The 23,784-nt window shown below is 30.1% G+C and carries 17 protein-coding genes and 1 riboswitch; of the genes, 14 read left to right on the top strand and 3 right to left on the bottom strand.

Features of this window, described 5'->3' with window-relative positions; all coding sequences use genetic code 11:
- Positions 1-134: 134 nt before the first annotated feature.
- Entirely contained in the window at positions 135-1,295 is a 1,161-nt protein-coding gene (locus VJI94_RS07005) for a hypothetical protein (RefSeq protein WP_324008823.1), read from the bottom strand.
- Between the two features lie 800 nt (positions 1,296-2,095).
- Positions 2,096-2,782, bottom strand: coding sequence for a lysoplasmalogenase family protein (locus tag VJI94_RS07000; RefSeq protein ID WP_041953226.1), 687 nt, complete (start codon positions 2,780-2,782; stop codon positions 2,096-2,098).
- Positions 2,783-2,937: 155 nt separating this feature from the next.
- Here VJI94_RS07000 and VJI94_RS06995 point away from each other — a divergent pair, with 155 nt between their 5' ends.
- The 11 genes from VJI94_RS06995 (at position 2,938) to VJI94_RS06945 (ending at position 20,937) form a co-directional block, all read left to right on the top strand.
- On the top strand, positions 2,938-3,123 hold the full coding sequence (locus VJI94_RS06995; protein ID WP_004832414.1) for a hypothetical protein: 186 nt from the start codon (positions 2,938-2,940) through the stop codon (positions 3,121-3,123).
- 10 nt (positions 3,124-3,133) lie between these two features.
- Complete coding sequence (locus VJI94_RS06990; RefSeq protein ID WP_004832413.1) at positions 3,134-3,349, top strand: hypothetical protein; 216 nt, start codon at positions 3,134-3,136, stop codon at positions 3,347-3,349.
- A gap of 48 nt (positions 3,350-3,397) precedes the next feature.
- Positions 3,398-3,532: a YvrJ family protein gene (locus tag VJI94_RS06985; protein ID WP_004832412.1), complete on the top strand. Its 135-nt coding sequence runs from the start codon at positions 3,398-3,400 to the stop codon at positions 3,530-3,532.
- A gap of 8 nt (positions 3,533-3,540) precedes the next feature.
- Positions 3,541-4,329, top strand: a complete 789-nt coding sequence (locus VJI94_RS06980; protein WP_324008822.1) for a peptidoglycan amidohydrolase family protein — start codon at positions 3,541-3,543, stop codon at positions 4,327-4,329.
- Between the two features lie 1,393 nt (positions 4,330-5,722).
- Positions 5,723-7,264 (top strand): C69 family dipeptidase, encoded by a 1,542-nt coding sequence (locus VJI94_RS06975; RefSeq protein ID WP_324008821.1) that lies wholly within the window; start codon positions 5,723-5,725, stop codon positions 7,262-7,264.
- 229 nt (positions 7,265-7,493) lie between these two features.
- Positions 7,494-8,168 carry an Abi-alpha family protein gene (locus VJI94_RS06970; protein WP_324008820.1) on the top strand — a complete coding sequence of 225 codons (675 nt, stop codon included), beginning with the start codon at positions 7,494-7,496 and terminating at the stop codon, positions 8,166-8,168.
- Positions 8,169-8,179: 11 nt separating this feature from the next.
- Positions 8,180-9,016 (top strand): hypothetical protein, encoded by an 837-nt coding sequence (locus VJI94_RS06965; protein WP_281703838.1) that lies wholly within the window; start codon positions 8,180-8,182, stop codon positions 9,014-9,016.
- A gap of 232 nt (positions 9,017-9,248) precedes the next feature.
- The gene (locus tag VJI94_RS06960) at positions 9,249-10,796 is read left to right on the top strand and encodes an ABC-F family ATP-binding cassette domain-containing protein (protein ID WP_324008819.1); all 1,548 of its coding nucleotides are present in this window, start codon (positions 9,249-9,251) and stop codon (positions 10,794-10,796) included.
- A 400-nt stretch (positions 10,797-11,196) separates the two neighbouring features.
- Complete coding sequence (locus VJI94_RS06955; RefSeq protein ID WP_324008818.1) at positions 11,197-17,106, top strand: GbpC/Spa domain-containing protein; 5,910 nt, start codon at positions 11,197-11,199, stop codon at positions 17,104-17,106.
- A 194-nt stretch (positions 17,107-17,300) separates the two neighbouring features.
- Positions 17,301-18,983: a hypothetical protein gene (locus tag VJI94_RS06950; RefSeq protein ID WP_324008817.1), complete on the top strand. Its 1,683-nt coding sequence runs from the start codon at positions 17,301-17,303 to the stop codon at positions 18,981-18,983.
- Positions 18,984-19,887: 904 nt separating this feature from the next.
- Entirely contained in the window at positions 19,888-20,937 is a 1,050-nt protein-coding gene (locus VJI94_RS06945; protein ID WP_324008816.1) for an SHIRT domain-containing protein, read from the top strand.
- Positions 20,938-21,014: 77 nt separating this feature from the next.
- On the opposite strand, the gene thiT is transcribed toward VJI94_RS06945, so the two are convergent.
- Positions 21,015-21,662 (bottom strand): energy-coupled thiamine transporter ThiT, encoded by a 648-nt coding sequence (gene thiT / locus VJI94_RS06940; RefSeq protein WP_004832404.1) that lies wholly within the window; start codon positions 21,660-21,662, stop codon positions 21,015-21,017.
- Positions 21,663-21,701: 39 nt separating this feature from the next.
- A riboswitch (TPP riboswitch) is annotated at positions 21,702-21,790 on the bottom strand.
- Positions 21,791-21,918: 128 nt separating this feature from the next.
- Here thiT and VJI94_RS06935 point away from each other — a divergent pair.
- The 3 genes from VJI94_RS06935 to rpsI all read left to right on the top strand — a co-directional run bounded on the left by VJI94_RS06935 (position 21,919) and on the right by rpsI (position 23,723).
- A complete protein-coding gene (locus tag VJI94_RS06935) occupies positions 21,919-22,671 on the top strand; it encodes a glycerophosphodiester phosphodiesterase (protein WP_324008815.1) in 753 nt (250 codons plus the stop codon).
- 203 nt (positions 22,672-22,874) lie between these two features.
- Complete coding sequence (gene rplM / locus VJI94_RS06930; protein WP_004832402.1) at positions 22,875-23,309, top strand: 50S ribosomal protein L13; 435 nt, start codon at positions 22,875-22,877, stop codon at positions 23,307-23,309.
- 24 nt (positions 23,310-23,333) lie between these two features.
- Positions 23,334-23,723: a 30S ribosomal protein S9 gene (rpsI, locus tag VJI94_RS06925; RefSeq protein ID WP_029949910.1), complete on the top strand. Its 390-nt coding sequence runs from the start codon at positions 23,334-23,336 to the stop codon at positions 23,721-23,723.
- Positions 23,724-23,784: the final 61 nt, after the last annotated feature.

Below are 23,784 nucleotides of genomic sequence, written 5' to 3'. Positions count from 1 at the left end.
TTATGATGAAATAATTATAGCTTTATCATAAGGCATAAACCCATAATTATTATATCATAAAGGAAAATTTTATTAAATATAAATTTAGGCATAAAAAAGGTAGCATTAAAATGCTACCAATATTTTTTTATTTATTAAAACATATGGAACAACATATATAGAAGATGTGCTGCAACTCCGGCAACTAATCCACCGATTGTATGGCTGATTAAGGCTTTTCCTGTTGCTTCTTTTGTTCCAAGTGCATCCATCATTGCGATGTGAGTTGAGATATATCCACTCCAGCACATGCAAATTGCAGTGAATACTGCAATGTCATTTCCGGAAACTTTTCCTACTGCTGCCATTTTTGCAACTGTTCCGATTGCTGCTCCTGTTGAGCCTAATGCAGTTATTGGGACTGCTATTGCTTCCGGAGAACTGAAACCGAATAATGGACTAAGTATGAAAGATAACTTTGACCCAATCCAAGGAAGAATACCAACACCTTCGTTAGCTGCTCCGGTATAAACCCCTTCAGCTCCCGGACCATTTGTAAGTATAATAACTAATGTACAGATTATTACAACTCCCGGAATAATTGAAAGTCCCATATCAACTCCAACTTTTCCTCCATCAAGGATAGCTTGAATAAATCTTGAACCGGCACTTCCTTCTCTAACTACTCTTGAATTTTCCGGAATTTCAACACTTGATTTTACTTCAACAAATTCAGTAGTTCCGTACATTTTTTTAGTAGCGTGCATCATAAGTCTAACAGATACGATACTACCTATAACAGCTCCCAAGTTACCGATTAAGGCACTTGTAACGGCACCTTCAACATTAAGTCCCATCATTGTAGTTGTAGTGATAAGACCCATACCAAAAGCAGTTCCAAGATTTGTAAGAGCTGGCATTTGATATTTTTTGAAATAACGTCTAAAGTTATCATCATGTGCTAATGTTAAGATAGCAGGGTTGTCTGATAGGTAACAATTTAACATACCTAAAGAGGATGCTCCCGGCAAGTCATAAATAGGTTTCATAATTTTTGACAGTAGCTTATTTACAAGAGCTATTACTCCGAATTCTGAGAATAGACCTGAAATTGCTCCAGCCAATACGGCAATTGCCATTAAATAAAGACATACATTCATAAGTAAATCAAAACCTGTATTCATCATGGTTTTAATCATATTTATTCCGCCCATTTTTCTACCGATCAAAATAAAAAATGTTAGAAATAAACCGAGACATAGGAAGTTTTCTAATCCAATATCTTTTTTGAATCTTCCAATATTCTTTTCTTCCAATTCAATATACCTCCGATAAATAAATACTGAAGTTATTTTAACATAAAAGGTATAAAAAAACAATGGAAAAAACAGTTTTCTGAAAATTTTTTAACTAAATGTTTTTTGATATATTTATTGATTATTTTTACTGATATATAAGGTGGATTACTCATATTAGTGATTTGTTTTTTAAAGTGCCATAACGTGAGTTATTTCTTTATAATATACAATTTTTAAATTCCATTGAAGTTTATTTACTGTTAACGTCTGGCTATTGGACGAGAGTTATTCTCTTATACGTCATTTCGACCGTAACGGAACGAAGCGTAGCGAAGTAGAGTGTAGTGGAGAAATCTCATACTTTTGCTTGTAAACAAGCAAAAGTAAATGTATCGCAGATACATACAACAAAAACTTCATTTGCAAAAAGAACTTAAAAAATTTTCGTATTATTAGTATATAATTACATAATTTTTATATAAGTCCTTTGCAGGACTTACTATTATTTGCAAGCAAATAATAGTGTGAGATCTCCAGAGTTATTGTATCAAATGATACAATAACCCCGTCAGACCTACTTTTGTTTACGAGTAAACAAAGTTAGGGCTAGATTCACTGCACTCAGCTACGCTTCGTTTTGGTCAAGATGACGTGTTAGGGACATTTCATTGCAAAAGATTCTGATGTGAAACATTTAGTTTTATATATAATTTTTAATAATATATGATATTTATTTACTATTAACTTTAGGCTTTTAATCGAAGATTTATCCTTATAATATAAAAATCTCCAACAAAAAAACGACTGAAATCAGCCGTTTATATTAAAAATAGTCCGAATCCTATTATTAAAAGCAGTTTTGCAATTGCATAAGTAAATGTGGTACAGATATTGAAAAATCTGTTGCTTTTTATAAATGATACAAAGAAAAATAGTGAATTTGAAATCAAGAAAAAATTACTTCCAAAAACTAAATACCATACTCCACTTTTATAATTCGAAATTACCGTTAGTATTGCTAAAATGCAAAGTAAAGCATTTAAAAATGCAATGATATAGAGAAAAATTATATCTTTCTTAAAATATTCACTTGCATATTCATAGGATATTATAACTTCAAAAAATACAAGTCCAAAATACAATATCATTATTAATATTGTTAGCAAATAATTTAAGTTTACAATTTTTATAAATGTTATAAGTTTTATGACATATAAAATCATCCCTATACAAGATAAACTTAAACCTAGAATTACATTCCTTTTATTCTTTTTTGTAAGCAAAATATCTCCAATCCAAAATGAAAAAATTGCAAGATATATTAAAATATTATGATTTTTAAATCTTAATAGATAGAATAATGCCAATAATGGCATTAAAAATACATTGAAAAAATTTCTTTCCGTAGTCTTTTTTTGTAATATCATATATAAATTACCAATGGTAAATATTGTATAAATAAATAAAATTATGTACGAAAAAATTTCGAGTAATCCGTTGTTCATATTGCCTCCAAATCCCTTAGTGTCAACTATTTTAACACAAAACACCACTTCATACAAGTTAAAGGAATAACAGATAAACCTTATCCCCCCTTTTTTTAGAAAATTTTTATTATATAAGTGTAAGGCTTACAAAATAAATAAAAAGGAGAAAAGATATGGCTAAAAAGTATTTAAAGGTTAGTTTTAATCTTGCTAATTCTAAAAAGAGAAGTGTGACTGTTAAAAACGTTCAAAGTGAAACTTCTGATGAAAATTTAAAGAAATTAGGAGAATTCGTTGAAAAATTTATTGACGGTACAAAAAAAGAAACAATTAAAGTCGTAGAAACAACTTTAGAATAGGAGGTAAAGTATGAAAAAGACATTGAGTATGACTCTAATATTAGAAGATGGGAAAAATATGGCATTTACAATTTCAAATATTAAAAATATGTCAGCTGATGAAGCAGCTGATATTATAAAAACTTTTGATTATAAGTCAGTTTTGGCTAAAGATAATTTAAAAGTTACAGGAATTAAAAAGGCCAATATTATTTCAACAAGCTATGAAGAAATAACAGTAATCTAGTGGAAAAAGACCTTTGGGTCTTTTTTTTGCTAAAGATAGGAGGTAAAAATGGAAAATATAATTTCAAGTATTTCAAATGTAGGCTTTCCTGTTGTGCTGTCCGTGTTTTTATTGCTTAGGTTTGAAAAGAAGATTGACGAACTTACAAAGGCTATAAATGAATTAGTTGTTAAACTTAAATAGGAGTTTTTATGATAGATATTGAAAAGGCTATAAAGTGGTTTGAAAACAGAAAAAGCAAGGTTTCTTATTCCATGCAAAATAGGAATGGATCTTCCAGTTATGATTGCTCATCTTCCGTATATTATGCACTTAGGAGTGCAGGTGCAAAAAGTAATGGTTGGACTATTGATACAAAACACGAACATTCATGGCTTACAGAGAACGGTTTTGAAAAGATTACGGACAATCTTCCTTGGAATGCCAAAAGAGGAGATATTTTTATCTGGGGAAAAAAGGAAAATAATAGTTCAAGTTTTGGACATACCGGAATTTTCATTGACGAAAATAGAATTATTCACTGTAATTATTCTGCAAATGGAATTTCTGTGGATAATCACGATAAACTCTGGGTTTATGCAGGCAGACCACATTATTTTGTCTATAGATTAAAAGAATTTCAAGATGAAGGAGAATATATGGAGCTTTTGGATATAAAGAGCAAGATTAAAGGCTATTATTCAATCGATAGTTTGCCTTGGTTTTGTGAAGATAAGAGTATGATTGGAACGACACAAAATCATCAAGCAGAAGAAGTAACTTTAACTAGAAAATGGGGAAGTTACTATTATGTAAAAGAATTAAAGGGCTGGGTCGATTACAGAGCTTTTATAAATGAAAAAGCGATAAGAGAAGTTGCAAAAGAAGTAATTCAAGGAAACTGGGGCAATGGTGAATTAAGACGTGCAAGGCTCGAAAATGCAGGATACAATTATGAGGAAGTACAAAAGGAAGTCAACAGATTATTAAAAAGTAAATAGTTTTATATTATAAAAAACAACTAATGGAGAGTTACCGTTAATTGTTTTTTTGTTGTGAAATATATTGAGTTTAAAATTTTTTTCTACTATATTTATAAAGATAATTTGAAGTTTATTTACTGTTAACGTCTGGCTATTGGACGAGAGTTATTCTCTTTATACGTCATTTCGACTGTAGCGTTAGCGAAATGGAGAAATCTCATACTTTTGCTTTAGCAAAAGTAAATGTATCGAAGATACATACAACAAAAACTTCATTTGCAAAAAGAACTTAAAAAATTTTCGTACTGTTAGTATATAATTACATAGTTTTTATATAAGTCCTTTGCAGGACTTACTATTATTTGCAAGCAAATAATAGTGTGAGATCTCCAGAGTTATTGTATCAAATGATACAATAACCCCGTCAGACCTACTTTTGTTTACAAATAAACAAAGTTAGGGCTAGATTCACTCCGGTCGAGATGACGTGTTAGGGGCATTTCATTGAAAAAGATTTTGACGTGAAGTATTTAGTTTTGTATATAATTTTTAATAATATATGAAATTTATTTATGATAATAGAACTTTATGAGTTTTCCAGAGTTATTATATCAAATGATACAATAACCTCGTCAGACCTATTTTTGTTTACAAGTAAACAAAGTTAGAGCTAGATTCACTGCACTCAGCTAAGCTTCGTTTCGGTCGAGATGACGTGTTAGGAGCATTTCATTGCAAAAGATTCTGACGTGAAGTATTTAGTTTTATATATATGTGAAGTTCATTTATGATAATAGAACTTTATGAGATCTCCAGAGTTATTGTATCAAATGATACAATAACTTCGTCAGACCTACTTTTGTTTACGAGTAAACAAAGTTAGAGCTAGATTCACTGCACTCAGCTACGCTTCGTTTCGGTCGAGATGACGTGTTAGGGGTATTTAATTTCAAAGTTCTATGACGTGAGTTATTTCTTTATAATATACAATTTTTAAATTTTATTGAAGTTTATTTACTGTTAACGTCTGGCTATTGGACGAGAGTTATTCTCTTTATACGTCATCTTAAGCGAAGTGTAACGAAGTCGAAAGATCTCATAGTTTTGCTTGTAAACAAGCAAAAGTAAATGTATCGTAGATACATAATAAATCTTGTTTAGATTTCTTTCGGAAATACTATTGCTTGTAAACAAACAAATAGTCGAGATGGCGTGTTGGGAGCTTTTCATTGCAAGGTGCAGTGACGTGAAACATTTTGTTTTTCATTATATCCATAATTTTGAATACAAGAAAGGGTTAAGCTTTTTTACGAAACAACAAAAATATTTTTACTTTTCTATAAATTTAATGTATAATATATATGTACGTAATAATAATTATTATTCATAAATGTATTTAAGGAGGTTTGTTATGTGTACTACAATTCTTATAGGTAAAAAAGCAAGTTATGACGGTTCAACTTTGGTTGCCCGTATCGAAGATTCATCAGCAGGAATGTTTAAATCAAAAAAATTTATCGTTGTTGAGCCTAAAGATCAACCAATTCATTATAAATCTGTTCGTACAGATTGTGAAATTGAATTGCCTAAAAATCCTATGCGTTATACTTGTCTTCCAAATGTAAAAAAATGGCGTGGAGTTTGGGGAGCTTGTGGTGTTAATGAAAAAAATGTTTCAATGACTGCAACAGAAACTATTACTACAAACGAAAGAGTTTTGGGAGCAGATCCTTTAGTAGAATTTGAACCGGGCATTATAAAAAAAGGTGGAATAGGTGAAGAAGATTTTGTTGTAATTACTCTTCCTTATATAAATAGTGCTAAAGAAGGTGTTGAAAGACTTGGTGCATTAATAGAAAAATATGGAACTTATGAAAGTAACGGAATTGCTTTTCAAGATGTTGATTCTATTTGGTGGTTTGAAACAATCGGCGGTCATCACTGGATAGCAAGAAGAGTTCCTGACGAGGTTTATGTTGTAATGCCAAATCAATTCGGACTTGATCATTTTGATTTTGAAGATGCTTATGGAGCAAAAGAAGAATTTATGTGTTCATCAGATTTGAAAGAATTTGTTGAAGAAAATTTCCTTGACCTATCTACTGATATGTCTCTTGAAAAACTTCTTGATGATTTTGAAGAAGGTTTTGACTATGATGAAGATGAAGACTATAAAGAACCTTTTAATCCGAGAGTTGCTTTTGGAAGTCATTCCGATGCGGATCATACTTACAACACACCTCGTGCTTGGGTAATACTAAGATATTTCAATCCAAATACTTTTGATTGGGATGGTGAAGATGCTGAGTTTAAGCCACATAGTGATAATCTTCCTTGGTGCATGATTCCTGAAAAGAAGATTACAATAGAAGATGTTAAATATATTATGTCTAATCACTATCAAGGAACTCTTTATGACCCATATCTAAAGAATGGAGATTTATCACAAAAGGGTAAATTTAGACCTATAGGGATAAATCGTAATGATGTTTTGGCTCTAGTTCAAATAAGACCTTATATGCCTGAAGAAATTAGAAGTATTGAGTGGCTATCCTTCGGTTCAAATGTATTTAATGCAATAGTTCCTTATTATGCAAATATTACAAAAACACCTGAATATTTGGAAAATACAACTCTTACTCCTTCAACAGATAATTTCTATTGGATAAATCGTATTATCGGAGCACTTTGCGATGCGCATTTTCCATCAACTGCTTCTCATGTTGAAAGATATCAAAATGCAGTTCAATCAAAATGTCGTACATTCTTGAATAAATATGATAAAGAATTTTTGAAAAACAAATCAAAGATAAAGAATGTTCACGAATTTTTAGAAAAAGCAAATGATGAGATAACAGATTTTGTAAAAGACCAAACAAATGATTTACTTGATAAGACACTTTTCACAGCAAGTTGTGAAATGAAAAACGGATTTTCAAGATCAGATGCTTAAAAGACTTTAATAAAAGATTAAATTGCCGTCAGAAATGACGGCTTTTTTGTTTAAATATATGTCCTTTTAAATCAGTTGTTTAAATTTTTACTTAAATTGAAAAATATGGTAAAATATGTAGAGCTAGAACATACAAAGGAGAAGAATTTGACAATAATAACATTTTATTATCATTGTAGATAATTAGAAAAACAATAGATGAATTAAATTTTATAGGAGGTAAAGATATATGCAAGATAAAGATAAATTTTATGAATTTGGAATTAAAAGTGGTTCGATTGAAGGAAAACTTAAAATCCAGAACAGTAATAATAGAGTTGTTGCAAAAATTGGAGATGTTTTGTTGGATAAACTTAATTACTACAGATGGAATAATGCAGTAAAGTTTTTGGACAAGTACAATGATAAGAAGAACAAAAGAAGTACCCATGGAAAAGAAACACCCTTGCCACCTAAATTTCTATTTGAAATATTAGATAATGCCTTTATGGAAGAAGACGATGATATGCAAGAATTGTGGGCAAATCTTCTATTTGGTTGGCAATATGCTGAAAAACGTTCAGATATTGGTATGGTGTTTATAGAAATATTAAAAAATCTTTCTAAAAATGAAATAATTATTTTATCAACAATAAATAATAGTATAGACACAAATGAAGTGAGAAGTAATAAAAATATGTTTATAAATGGCAAGATGGTTAAGGAACATCTTCACTTATCTGAAGAAGAGTATGAATTGGCAATGCTTAATTTGTTTAGGTTGTATTGTTGTGAGGGATTTCATCATGAAACTCCAGGAATGTTTGTAGGTGAGATACCAATTCATTCTAATGGAGGAATCGAAAAATTTAGAGTCACTGCATTAGGATATAAATTATTAGATATGATATTTGAAAATGTTTAAGTTGGATAGTAATGAATATGCCAGATACAATTATAAATTGGTTACAAGGATTGATTAAAAGTATACCTGAAAATATTATTAGTGGTCTAATAATATCATTTTTATTTTTACTTTTAACTAGAATTGTTAATAAAGTTAAATTTTTAAATTCAAAAATAAAAGAAATCGTGCTTAAACTATTTAATACAAAAATAGAAATATCTCCTAAAACTGTTTTTATTAAATCTCCAGATTATCATTACACCTCAAAAAGGAGAGAGGCGAATGTAGGGAATGGAAATTCGAGTGATAGTGATATTTTAGGATTAATAATTTTATTTTTGTTTGGGATTTCCATAGCGGTTAGTTTATTCATAAAATATGTAGATTATATTTCTTTGTTCTTAAAATGGTTTGCTATTATACCTTTGTTAATATCTATTATATTTCTATTTGTTATATCTGTTAGTAGAAAAGTTCAAAACGTTACGGTTAAATTTATTATTGTTTCAGTAGTTGTTTCTATTCTGACATTGTATTACGGATATAATGTAAAAGAAATGTCTGTAACAATGAGTGCAGTAATAACAGATAAAAATATGATTATATCAGCATATAAACTTCTAGGAGTGTTTTTAGGAGTAGTTCAACAGATGATACCATATGTGTTATTTTTGCGTGTAATAAGTGTTTATATTGATAGAAAAAAGGAACAGCCGATACAATTAATTTGTAAATTTATCGCTAAAACAAAGCAATTTGAATCAGTTTATTTATTGATTATTATGGTAATGATTTTTTCAATTTGTTCATATGTATTTACACTAGATGCTGTTCATAAAATTATATTAAAACAATTGAAATACTAATGATTTATCTATTGTATATTTACATGTATATTATCCATTTTTTATAATAAAAGATTATATTTAATAGATTTTCAAAATCAGATAATTAAATACTTAATAAAAGATTAAATTGCCGTCAGAAATGACGGCTTTTTTGTGTTGAAATATATGTCCTTTTAAATCAGTCTTTAAAATTTTTACTTAAATTGAAAAATATGGTAAAATATGTAGAGCTATACTAAAAGGAGAAGAAATGAGTATTTTAACTGTAAAAAATTTGAGCCACAGTTTTGGTGGTCGTCAAATACTTAAAGATGTAAATTTTAGACTTTTAAAAGGTGAACATATAGGACTTGTTGGACCGAATGGTGAGGGTAAGAGTACCTTTTTAAATTTGGTTACGGGAAAACTTGAAGCTGAAGAGGGAAGTATCGAATGGGCAAAGAGAGTAAGAATAGGATATCTTGACCAACATTCTGTGATTGGTACGGATATGACTGTTCGTGATGTTTTAAAATCAGCCTTTTCATATCTTTTTGAAGTTGAAAGTGAATTAAATGATATTTATATGAAAATGGGTGAATTATCAGGGCAAGAACTTGACAATATTATGCTTGATGCGGCGGAGCTTCAAGAATTACTTGAAACGAATGATTTTTATATGATTGATTCCAAGATTGATGAAATTGCTCATAATATGGGAATTAAAGAATGGCTTGATAGACCCGCTTTTGACCTTTCAGGTGGACAACGTTCAAAGATTTTACTTGCAAAATTGCTTTTAGAAAAGCCTGATATTTTGCTTCTTGATGAGCCTACTAACTACTTGGACGAAGAGCATATAAATTGGCTTAGAAGATATTTACAAAATTATGAAAATGCCTTTATTTTAATTTCTCATGATATTTCATTTTTAAATTCTGTAATTAATTTGATTTACCATGTTGAAAATTGTGAAGTAAATAGATATGTTGGAGATTATGACGAGTTTTTAAGACTGAAAGAGTTGAAACAAAGACAAATTGAAGCGGCTTATAAAAAACAACAACAGGAAATTCAAGAGCTTGAGGACTTCGTGCAAAGAAATAAGGCTAGAGTTGCTACTAGAAATATGGCAATGTCAAGACAGAAAAAACTTGATAAAATGGAAAAGATTGAACTTGTAAGAGAAAAACCAAAGCCTGAATTTTATTTTGAAACAGCGCCTTCTACAAGTAGATTAATTTTTGAAACTGAAGATTTGGTAATAGGTTATGATAAGCCGATAAGTAAGCCATTAAATCTTCGTATGGAAAGAGGAGATAGAATTGCCATTGTCGGAGCAAACGGGCTGGGTAAGACAACTCTTGTAAATACAATTCTTGGAAATATTAAAGCTATTTCAGGTTCTGTTTCTTTCGGTCAAAACTTAGCCATAGGTTATTTTAAACAAGAAGAGCATTACGAAAATAACAATACACCAATTGATGAGATGTGGGAGAAATTTCCAAGTTGGGAACAATTTAAAATCCGTGCCGCCCTTGCAAAATGTTCACTTACAACTGTGCATATAGAATCACAGATGAAGGTTTTAAGTGGTGGAGAACAAGCAAAGGTAAGACTTTGTAAGATTTTAAACGAAAAGACAAATATCCTAATGCTTGACGAACCTACAAACCATCTTGATCCGGAGTCAAAGGAAGAATTAAAAAGAGCCTTAAAAGAATACAAGGGAGGAATCTTTTTAATCTCTCACGAAAAAGACTTTTATACAGATATAGCGACAGAGATTTGGAATATGGAAGATTTTTCATTATTGTAGTTAATAGATTCAGCAATTGAGGTTAGAGAATAAATTTTAAAATGTATTCTTTAACCTTTTTTATTGTGAGCAAAAAATTCTTTTTAAAATAGCTGAAATTTCGTTTTTTGTAATTTTAAATCAAATTTCTTTATAATTATTAATTAATTGAGTCAGATCAAGTTGTTTTTTATAAATATAACATATATATTGATAATTGAAATTAATTCAAACTTTTGTTAAGGGTTAGAGTAGACATTAAATGCCAAATATGGTATAATAAAAATGATTTTTTACTTTATGAATAAAATTATATATATTTAATCATAAGATTAATTGGGGTATTGAGCAGGAATTATAATTAAATATATATAAGATTTTTTTATTGAAAATTTATTACTTATGGAAGGAGAACGAGAAAGTGAAGAAAAAAGAAATCATTAATAAGATTATATCAATGTTGACTGTTTTTGCATTGATTATACCGATTGCATCTCAAGTTAAAGCAGCGGACCCTGTTAAAGGGATAGAAGTCAATGCAGATAGTACTGAATTGGATAAAGCTGTAAAAGACGGCAAGGCTTCCGGGCTTGACATTACAGAAGATTCAAAACAAGATAAGGGTTCTGTAAATTCAAATGCAGAAGCTGATGCAAAGTTGGCTGAAATTAACGCTGACTATAAGGCTCAAGTTCAAAAAATTAAAGCAGCAAAAGTCAAAATGGACGATTATAATGCCAAAAAAGCTAAATATGATAAAGAAAAAGAAAAGTATGACAAGGACTTGGCTAAATATAATGAAGATTATGCAAAATACTTAAAAGAGTACGAAGAGTTTAAAAAGCAATATGAAAAAGAAAAAAAGGAAATGGAAGAGAAGATTAAGGAGTATAAGAAACACAAAGATGAGGAAGGATACTTGTCTTCTCCATATGCTAAGACTCTTGTATATGATTCAGAACCGGATGCAGAACTAACTCTATCCGCTAATCAAGGAAAGTATATGTCTAAAAATGCTGTGGATAATGCATTTAGTAAGACAAAACAATATGCCGATAAGTTATTACAATTGGATAATATGAGTATTAAAGAGTTAGACATTGCAGGAAGTACTACAAATAAGATGGAATTATATGGAAATTTCGACGATAAAGCTTCATGGAAAACTAATGTCAGTGAAAATGGTACTGTAAAATGGGCAACAGTTCTATTACAAAAAGGGCAAAGCGTAACAGCTACATATACAAATCTTAAAAAGACTTATTACAACGGTAAAAAGATTTCCAAAATAGTATTTAAATATACCGTAACAAGTGATTCAGCTTTTAAAAACGGTAAGGCGTGGTTGGGTATATTTACAGATCCGACACTTGGAGTGTTTGCATCTGCATATACGGGAGAAGATGAAAAAGATACCTCAATTTTTGTTAAAAATGAATTTACATTTTATGATCAAGACGGAAAAGAAGTTGAATTTCAAGATGCACTGATGTCAGTTGCATCTCTTAACCGTGAATATAATTCCATAGAGCTTGCCAAAGATTATAAGGCAGGACAATTTGTAAAAATTACCGGTTCAACAGTAGGTGAGGATAAAGCTCGTAATTTGATTTATGCGACTGAAAGCTTGAACTTCAAGCAAGGTGAAGGCGGTTGTAAACATACTATGTATAAACGTGATAGTGAACCCGGTTCAGGTTGGGATACAGCAGACGCACCGAACTCATGGTATGGGGCTGGTGTAGTTAGATTACAAGGTAAAAATAATCAAATTACATTAGGTGCAGCTTCGGTTTCAAAAATTTTAGATCCTCCAGATTATGGTATAACTGTTCCAGGTAAAGACAATAAAGATGGTAAAAAGCCTAATATATGGTATTCATTAAACGGAAAAGTTCGTGCTATTGGTATTCCTGAAATAAAAGCAAAGGAACCTAATAAGCCGGTTAAACCTACACCACCGGAAGAACCGCAAAAGCCGGAAACAAAAATAACTTATCATCACAGTGTATTTTATGTAAAATCACAAGTAGAAAAGAAAGCGCTTAATGAAAATAATAAAGATATAGACAATAGTACGGTAAAAACAGGATCAGTAGTAAACTTTGAATTAAATACATCTGATTTTCCAAAGGGACACGAAAAGATAGAATCCTTAGTATTTACTGATACATTACCTAAAGGTTATGAATTAGACTTAGATGGAACAAAAGCAAAGAATTCCGATTATGATGTAGAATATACTAAGGAAACCGGACTTCTTAAATTCACAGCAAAGACGAGTTTATTAGAAAAAATAAATAATGATCTTACAAAAAATGCAAAAGTTCCATCACCTAAAATCACAGGAAAAGTAACAAAAGAAGGAACAAAATACGAAAATAAATTTACAGTTAGTATAAATAATGTTTATAATGTGGAATCAAAACCTGTTAAGGTTTATACACCGACTGAACCGAAAAAAGATGTTTTTAAAGGTAGTGATATTACAAGTATTGACGGTAAGATTGTAGAAGCAGGACAAGAATTGCGCTATGAAATCACTTATAAAAATACTACCGGAACTAAACAAACCGTAACTATAACTGACAAAATTCCGCAGTATACAAAATTCGTTTCTGCAGATAATGACGGAACAGAAAATGGCGGTACTGTTAAATGGGTTAAAGAAGTAGAAAATGGTAACTCTATAACTGTTAGTTTTAAAGTAAAAGTTGATGATGACGTAAATGGCAAACCAATTGACAATATATCTCATGTTAAAGATGGATTTAATGATTCAGATACAAATGAAACTCATAATCCAACACCTACAAAACCTAAAAAAGAAGTATTTGACAGTAAGAATGATAAAGTAAGTATCGATGGAAATGAAGTAAAAGCAGGACAAGAATTGCTTTACAAAGTAACTTACAAGAATACAACAGGAACAAAGCAAACTGTAACAATAACTGATAAGATTCCGGAACATACAACATTTGTTTCTGCAGATAATGACGGAACAGAAAATAGCGGAACTATTAAATGGGTTAAAGAAGTAGAAAATGGAGACTCTATAACAGTTAGCTTTAAAGTAAAAGTAAATGACGATGTAAATGGTCAAAAGATACTAAACAAAGCGAATGTAGTTGATGGAAATAACAAGTTTGATACAAACGAAACAACAAATCCAACATCAACAAAACCTAAAAAAGATGTTTTTGATAGTCAAAATGATAAAATAAGTATCGATGGAAACGAAGTAAAAGCAGGACAAGAACTACTTTACAAAGTAACTTACAAAAATACAACAGGAAAAGACCAAAAGGTTGTAATAAAGGATAAGATACCTGAACATACAACTTATGTAAAAGGATCAGCTAGCAACAAAGGCGTTTACAAAGACGGTGAAATCACTTGGACTAAAGAAAAAGTAGCCGACGGAGAAATATTCGAAGTTACATTTAAGGTAAAAGTAAATGACGATGTAAACGGCGAAAAGATATTAAATAAAGCAAATGTAGTTGATGGAAACAACAAATTTGATACAAATGAAACAACAAATCCAACATCAACAAAACCTAAAAAAGATGTTTTTGATAGTCAAAATGATAAAATAAGTATCGATGGAAACGAAGTAAAAGCAGGACAAGAACTACTTTACAAAATTACTTATAAAAACACAACAGGAACAAAGCAAACTGTAACAATAACTGATAAGATTCCGGAACATACAACATTTATTTCTGCAGATAATGATGGAATAGAAAATGGCGGAACTATTAAGTGGGTTAAGGAAGTAGAAAATGGAGATTCTGTAACAGTTAGCTTTAAAGTAAAAGTAAATGACGATGTAAATGGTCAAAAGATACTAAACAAAGCAAATGTAGTTGATGGAAATAACAAGTTTGACACAAACGAAACAACAAATCCAACATCAACAAAACCTAAGAAAGATGTATTCAGTCCTAGCGATGATAAAGTAAGTATAGACGGAAATGAAGTAAAAGCAGGACAAGAATTGCTTTACAAAGTAACTTACAAGAACACAACAGGAAAAAACCAAAAGGTTGTAATAAAGGACAAGATACCTGAATATACAACTTATGTAGAAGGTTCTGCAGATAATGGTGGAGTTTACAAAGATGGAGAAATCACTTGGACTAAAGAAAAAGTAGCAGATGGAGAAACATTTGAAGTTACATTTAAACTAAAAGTAAACGATAATGTAAACGGCGAAAAGATACTAAATAAAGCAAATGTAGTTGAAGGAAACAACAATTACGATACAAATGAAACAACGAATCCGACACCTACAAAGCCGGTGAAAGATGTTTTTGATAGTCAAGATGATATAGCTCCAAGTCAGTTATTTAGAGATGACAGGATAAGTATTGACGGGAACGAAGTAAAAGCGGGACAAGAACTACTTTACAAAGTTACTTACAAAAATACTACAGGCAAAGACCAAAAGGTTGTAATAAAGGACAAGATACCTGAACATACAACTTATGTAGAAGGTTCTGCAGATAATGATGGAGTTTACAAAGATGGAGAAATTACTTGGACTAAAGAAAAAGTAGCAGATGGAGAAACATTTGAAGTTACATTTAAAGTAAAAGTAAACGACAATGTAAACGGCGAAAAGATTCTTAACAAAGCAAATGTAGTAGATGGAAATAACAAGTTTGACACAAACGAAACAACAAATCCGACACCTACAAAACCTGTAAAAGATGTTTTTGACAGTCAAGATAACAAAGTAAGTATTGATGGAAATGAAGTAAAAGCAGGACAAGAACTACTTTACAAAGTAACTTACAAGAATACAACAGGAAAAGACCAAAAGGTTGTAATAAAGGACAAGATACCTGAACATACAACTTATGTAGAAGGTTCTGCAGATAATGGTGGAGTTTACAAAGATGGAGAAATCACTTGGACTAAAGAAAAAGTAGCAGATGGAGAAACATTTGAAGTTACGTTCAAGGTAAAAGTAAACGATAATGTAAACGGCGAAAAGATTTTAAATAAGGCGAATGTAGTTGAAGGAAACAACAATTACGATACAAACGAGACAACAAATCCAACATCAACAAAACCTAAGAAAGATGTATTCAGTCCTAGCGATGATAAAGTAAGTATAGACGGAAATGAAGTAAAAACAGGACAAGAATTACTTTATAAAGTTACTTACAAGAATACAACAGGAAAAGAACAAAAAGTTGTAATTAAGGACAAGATACCTGAACATACAACTTATGTAGAAGGTTCTGCAGATAATGGTGGAGTTTACAAGGATGGAGAGATTACTTGGACTAAAGAAAAAGTAGCAGATGGAGAAACATTTGAAGTTACATTTAAAGTAAAAGTAAATGACAATGTAAACGGCGAAAAGATTTTAAATAAGGCGAATGTAGTTGAAGGAAACAACAATTACGACACAAACGAAACAACGAATCCGACACCTACAAAACCTGTAAAAGATGTCTTTGACAGTCAAGATAACAAAGTAAGTATTGATGGAAACGAAGTAAAAGCAGGACAAGAATTACTTTATAAAGTTACTTACAAAAATACAACAGGAAAAGAACAAAAAGTTGTAATAAAGGACAAGATACCTGAACATACAACTTATGTAGAAGGTTCTGCAGATAATGGTGGAGTTTACAAAGATGGAGAAATTACTTGGACTAAAGAAAAAGTAGCAGATGGAGAAACATTTGAAGTTACATTTAAAGTAAAAGTAAATGACAATGTAAACGGCGAAAAGATTTTAAATAAGGCGAATGTAGTTGAAGGAAACAACAATTACGACACAAACGAAACAACGAATCCGACACCTACAAAGCCGGTGAAAGATGTTTTTGATAGTCAAGATAACAAAGTAAGTATTGATGGAAACGAAGTAAAAGCAGGACAAGAATTACTTTATAAAGTTACTTACAAAAATACAACAGGAAAAGAACAAAAAGTTGTGATTAAGGACAAGATACCTGAACATACAACTTATGTAGAAGGTTCTGCAGATAATGGTGGAGTTTACAAGGATGGAGAGATTACTTGGACTAAAGAAAAAGTAGCAGATGGAGAAACATTTGAAGTTACATTCAAAGTAAAAGTAAATGACAATGTAAACGGCGAAAAGATTTTAAATAAGGCGAATGTAGTTGAAGGAAACAACAATTACGATACAAATGAGACAACGAATCCGACACCATTAAAGCCAAGACCGGTAATACCAAAAACAGGATATGCAGTTAATACAGCATTATATACAGTACTGTTAGGATTATCAACAGGAGCACTTGGTGCAATAAAAATCAGATATAAAAAAAAGAATAAGAAATAAATTCTTACAAAATTAAATATTTGATGTTGAAAAGATTGAGAAGTAAAAAGCTCAATCTTTTTTTGTGAAAATTATAAAAAATGAGTGAAAAATATAAAAAAATAATACAAAATTTTATAATGTTTTAAATACAATCTTTTAGTAGTATTACTAATTGACAATTAGGACTTTTTGTGGAATATATCAAAAAGTTAATGATTTCAGAAAATGTTGATGTAACAGGTGTTGAAAAATTAATTAATGTAAATATTTTAGAAGTAAAAGGAAAAAAACACAATAACTTTAATTTCTCTACATTCAAAAAACTTGAATATTTAGATATAAATAAAGTTGGGATTGAAACTTTAGATGTTAGTGTTTTAGAACATTTGAAATCAATAAAAGCAAATGACAACAATCTTAAAGAAATTAAATTTAATCTTACAAATAAGATTGAATGGTTAGATTTAAAGGGAAATAATTTTACAAATGGATTAGATTTTACAAAATTAACTTCTCTTAAACACCTTGATTTGTCAGATCAAAAAGAAAAGTTAAAAAATATTGATATTACGCCACTTGTAAATCTTACTGAACTTAAACTTGAAAGACATAATTTGAAGAAGTTGGATCTTTCTAAAAATACAGAACTTTTATCTTTATCTTTAGATAATAATAAAGAAGATGATATGGGTCTTACAGAAATTGATTTAAGCAATAATAAGAAGCTAACGGCAATTTATCTTAAAGAAAACAAATTATCTGAATTAAAACTTAAAAATTTATTATTATCCGGATTGAATATTCATGGAAACAGATTGACTACTATTGATTTATCAACTGTTGAATTTAAAAAAGATTATTCATATTTCGATTCAATCCAAAGAGTAAAATATAAAACAAATAATCTTACTAAAATTGATATGAGTAAAATTGTAGGAAAAGAAAATTTAGATAAGGTTAAAGTTGATGAAAAAGATACAAATCTTTCTTATGACAAAAATACTGGAATTTTAAATATAAGTTCAAATAATCCAAAAGGTTTTAAATATATTTACAATACCGGAAACAGTGGAACATTCAGTGCTATGGTTGTCAATGTTGAGTTGGAATTAGATGAAACAAAGCCGGAAGTCAATAAAGAAGCTTTACAAAAAGCAGTTGAAAAAGCAAAAGTCCCTGAAACAACAAAGGGCAAAACTGAAGAATCAATAGAGGTAATGAATAAAGTTCTGAAAAAGGCTGAAGAAATTTTGGCAAAAGCCGATGCAACACAAGAGGAAGTTAATAAGGCAGAAGAAGAATTGACAGCTTCAATAAATAATCTAAAAGACAAACCAAATCTTCCAAAAGTTGAAAAAGTTGAACTGAAAAATGAAGACGGTTCAATAGTTGTAACAGGAGATACTAATACTTTGAATAAAGATTGGAAAGTCTTAACAAAGGGAGTAAATCCAAGTGAATTAGTCGGAAAAGAATATGATGCTTATGATATAAATTTGAAAGATGCAAATAACGGAGAAACTCAACCAAGAGGCGAAGTTACCGTTACAATTAAAGTAAAATTAAAGGTAGAAAAATTATATCATATAAACGGTGGATTAAAAGAAATTCCATTCACTTATGAAAATGGAAAGATAACTTTTAAAACAAATCATTTCAGCGTTTATGCAGTAGTTTATGGAGATAAGCAAGAAGATAACAAGAAGCCTGATAATGATAATAGCAAACCGGGTAGTAACAATAATAAATCCGGAAAAGATGCTGGAAAGAGTAAAAATTCAATTAAGAAAAACAAACTTCCAAGAACAAATATATCAGGCGGATTGAGTTATATGATAACTTCAATCTTAGCTTTAGGAGTAGCCGGAGCTGTTGGATATAAGAAAAAACATTAAAAATTTTGAGGTTGGGGAAATCCCAACCTTTATTATTTTGTGTAAATTTTAAATAATATTTGAAGTTAATTTGCTATTAACGACAAGCCATTAATCGGAGGTTTCTCTTTATACGTCATTTCGACCGGAACGAAGCGAAGCTGAGTGTAGTGGAGAAATCTCATATTTTTACTTTTCTACAAGCAATAGTAGGTCTGATGCAAAGATTGTTCAAATCTTTGATTTGAGTACAATCGACTGTGGAAATCTCATAGTTTTGCTTGTAAACAAGTAAAAGTAAATGTATCGCAGATACATCGATATGAAATTTTCATACTAAATGGAGCTTTAGAAAATTTACATAGTGATTATATTTAATATTTTTATTTTTTTAAGTCCTTTGCAGGACTTACTATTATTTGCAAGCAAATAATAGTGTGAGATCTCTCCACTCCGTTTCACTTCGGTCGAGATGACGTATTGAGAGTATCTCTTTGCAAAGCACTATGACGTGAGGTATTTTGTTTTTTATATAATTTTAAAATACTATGATGTAGATTTTTATTTTTTCTACCATATTTATAAAGATAATTTGAAGTTAATTTACTATTAACGACAAGCCATTAAGCAGAGATTTCTCTTTATACATCATTTCGACTGGAACGAAGCGAAGCTGAGTGTAGTGGAGAAATCTCATATTTTTACTTTTTTACAAATAGTTTTTTGCTATTTTTGTATAAAAATTTAAAATTTTTAATAGTAAAATTACCATTTTCAGATAAATTGAATAATAACATAATTTTTAGTTGCATATTTATTCGAATTATGATATAATAAAACTATAATATAATACGGCGCAATGATATTGTATTATGTTTTAAATAAAATATTAATAAATTTATTTGATTTTGAGGAGGTATTAAAAATGAAAAAATTTATTTCCGGAGTTTTGACTTTTGCAATGTTGATTTCCGTTTTGCCGAAAGTAAGTTTTGCAGAGGAAGAAAAAGCAAAGTCAGAAACTGTTAGCAAAAAAGAAGTTGCTAAGACTGAAAAAGATTCAGAAAAAGTAGAGAAAAAAGTAGAAAAACAAGAAGTTAAGATTGAAAAAAAAGTAAAAGAAGGAGCTAAAAAATCTGAAAAAGTTGTTCCTGTTAAGGTTAAAAAAGAAGAAAAAATCAATAAAGTACGTTTAACTGACGGTTATAAGGTTACTTATGTATTCAGGTCAATAACTAATAATAGGGAATTACCGGATGAAGTAAAGGCATTAAAACCTGTAGATAAAACGGATGTTGGTAATGGAGAAAAGATTGCTCTTCCAAAATTCGCTGATGTAAAAGTAGCAGACGGAACTTGGAAATTTGTAAATTGGAAGACACCAAAAGGTAATGGTTTGGTAGTTGTAGAAAATGAAGTTACAGTTAATGGTGAAGATTTGAGATTAGAAGGCGAATGGATATTTGAAAAAAATAAACCTGCACCTAAAAAATATAATGTAACATTTGAATTTAAATCAGTAACCGATGGCAAAAAATTACCTCAAGAAGTTTTAGATAAAAAACCTGCAAACAAATCAGATGTAGTTGCCGGAACAGATATAGTACTTCCAGAATTTGCTGATGTAAAAGTTACAGATGGAACTTGGAAATTTGTAGGTTGGCAGTTAGCAAAAAAAGATAAAAATTTTGATGTGATAGGTAAGGTACAAGTTGATAATGAAGATTTACGTTTAGTAGGTAAATGGAAATTTGAAGAAGATAAAAATGTGAAACCACAAAAACCAAATCCAAAGCCACAACAAAAACCACAACAAAAACCGTTAAAGCCATTAAAACCACAAAAACCTAAAGTAAAAGTACAAAAAGGTAGAATGTTACCGAAGACAAATGTAGAGAGTGCATTTTCTTATGTATTACTTGCGTTAGCGGGAATAGGTGGAGCATATATTGCAAAGAAAAAAGATAATGAATAAAAGAGGATAAAAAATAGAGAGTTTTTTAGCTCTCTATTTTTGTGTTTAAGTAAAAAATTCGGTATTTCCAAACCTTTTTAATTCGTTTTAAAATTACTTGATTTTAATTTTTCCAATGTATTTCTCACAAGAGGAATTAAAAGCAATAATATAGTTATAAAGCCCTCTGTTCCGATATATGAAAAATTATACCAAATTGAGTAAAACAACGGATTCCAACCTTTAGGAGCGTAAGAACCGAAGAACACATATCCGGAGAACACTGCAAAGATAAATCTTCCTGTAATTGCTATAAGGTAAGCAGGTATTAATTTATCTTTTTTGTTTGCGAATAATCCGCTAAGTCCAAGAGAACCAAATGCTAAAATATAGTCAATAATTGCCTGAACGGGTGTATAGACTTCAGGTTTTATCAATAAATTTAAAAGTCCGAAAGTTATACCTGCTATAAGTCCTACTCTAAGGCCAAACATATAACCTATAAAAACTACAAAAATCATTGAAAATAAAGTTATACTTCCTCCTTGTGGCAAGCTAAAAAACTTTATTTGATTTGCACTAATTCCAAGTGCCAATAAAATGGCTGAATAGGTTAGTGCTTTTGTAGAAAATATTTTTTCATCTCTTCTAAAATAAAAGACGAAAAATAAAAACGCAAAAGAAATTAACAATATAATAGTTGTTTTTCCTCCTGTTGTTGAGAAAAATTTTCCAAAATTTTCCATAAAAAAACCTCCTAAGATATTCACTAGAAAGTCCATATTAAAAAGACTATTCAACTTCCCTACGTCAGTATTATCTGAATCAGGTACAAAGGGTATTTCTCAGCTTAACAGCACCCCTAGCGAATAAAAATATTTTGTATTTACATACCCTAATTTCCTACCCGTTTTTTTATTTATTAAACATAGTGTATTATTGAGTAAATTGTATAAAAGTGATATACTTTAATCATAAAAGTTTTTAAATTAAGGAGATATTATGAAAAAAATATTAAATTTAGCCCATAGGGGATTTTCCGGAAAATATCCTGAAAATACAAAAATTGCCTTTTTAAAGGCTATTGAACATTCTGATTGTGACGGTTTTGAAACTGATGTTCATATGACAAAGGATAAAAAACTTGTAATAATACACGACGATACCATTGACAGAACTTGTTCAAATGGAAGTGGCTTTATAAAGGACTTGACTTCAAAAGAGCTTTTGCAAATGGAATTTGGCTCACATAAAGGAAGTGAGTTTTTAGGAGAAAAAATTATATTTTTAGATGAGCTTTTACAAATTGTAAAGGATAATAAACTTTTTGTAAATTTAGAGCTTAAAAATAACTATGTATTCTACTATGGGCTTGAAGAAGCTGTTATCAAAATGGTAAAAGAGTTTGGACTTAAGGATGATGTAATTTTATCCTCATTTAATCATGAGTCAATGGAACTTTGCAAACAAATTGATCCTACTTTTAAGACAGGACTTCTCCTTGACAGTCCACTGATGAATACAGTTGAATATATGAGAGGGATTAAACATGAGGCTGTTCATCCCGGATATTATATGCTTTTACAAAAGCCATCTTGGGTAGAAGAATTCAAAAAGATGGGTCTTGAAATAAATACCTGGACAGTTAATGATGAAAAGGCTATGAAGTATTTAATTGAAATGGGAGTTGATGCAATAATCGGGAATTATCCTGACTTAACTTCAAAAGTTTTAAGAGATATGCAAAAAAATTAATAAAAGTATTGTATTTTCTGTATATATATGATATAATACTCAAGTATCACTTTTGGATACTTTGATATTTAAAAAGCCTTGTCTTTTTACAATATCGATCGCATAGCAGTCGAGGTTGCGATTAATAAGTCCTCGCCTACAAAATCGCTGGGTAGCGATGTCTAAATAACCCAATATTGTAAAAAGAATTAAGGAGGAATGAAATGAAAAGTTACGTAGCAAAGCCTTGCGATGTTAATCGTAAATGGTATGTAGTTGATGCAAAAGACGTTGTTTTAGGAAGACTTGCAACTGAAGTTGCTTCAATTTTAAGAGGAAAGAAAAATGTTAGATTCCAACCATCATTCGATATGGGAGATTATGTTATTGTTGTTAATGCTGAAAAAGTTAAATTAACCGGAAACAAATTACAACAAAAAGAACATAGATACTATACCGGATATTCAAATGGTTTAAAAGCTATTTCTTATGAAAAAATGTTACAAACTAAACCTGAAAAAGTTATTGAATTAGCTGTTAAAGGAATGCTTCCAAAGAATACTTTAGGAAGACAAATGTTCAAAAAATTAAAGGTTTATGCAGGTCCGGAACATAACCATGAAGCACAACAACCTGAAGTTTTAACATTAAGTAAATAGGAATAGAAAGGAGATTAACATAATATGGCAACTCAATATATGGGAACAGGAAGAAGAAAAACTTCTGTAGCTAGAGTTTTCTTAACACCTGGAAATGGAAAATTTATTATTAATAAGAAAGATATAGAAGAATATTTTGATTATGATACTCTAAAGGTTACTGCAAAATCACCTTTAGAAGTAACAGAAAGTCTTGGTAAATTCGACGTTTATGTAACTGTAAAAGGTGGCGGATTTACAGGACAAGCCGGTGCAATCAGACATGGTATTGCAAGAGCTTTATTGGAAGTTTCTGCTGAATTAAGACCTGTATTAAAAAGAGCCGGTTACTTAACAAGAGACCCTCGTAAGAAAGAAAGAAAGAAATATGGTCTTAAAAAGGCAAGAAGAAGCCCACAATTCTCAAAGAGATAAGACAAAGAAATTCGAAGTGTTGGAAAATACGTATTTTCCAACACTTTTTTATTGCTTAAAT

The sequence above is a fragment of the Parvimonas sp. D9 genome (genome assembly GCF_035282565.1).
In the GTDB taxonomy this organism is placed as follows: Bacteria; Bacillota; Clostridia; order Tissierellales; family Peptoniphilaceae; genus Parvimonas; species Parvimonas micra.
The sequence above is the reverse complement of the archived record's forward strand: the minus strand, read 5'-3'. Positions and strand labels throughout refer to the sequence as shown.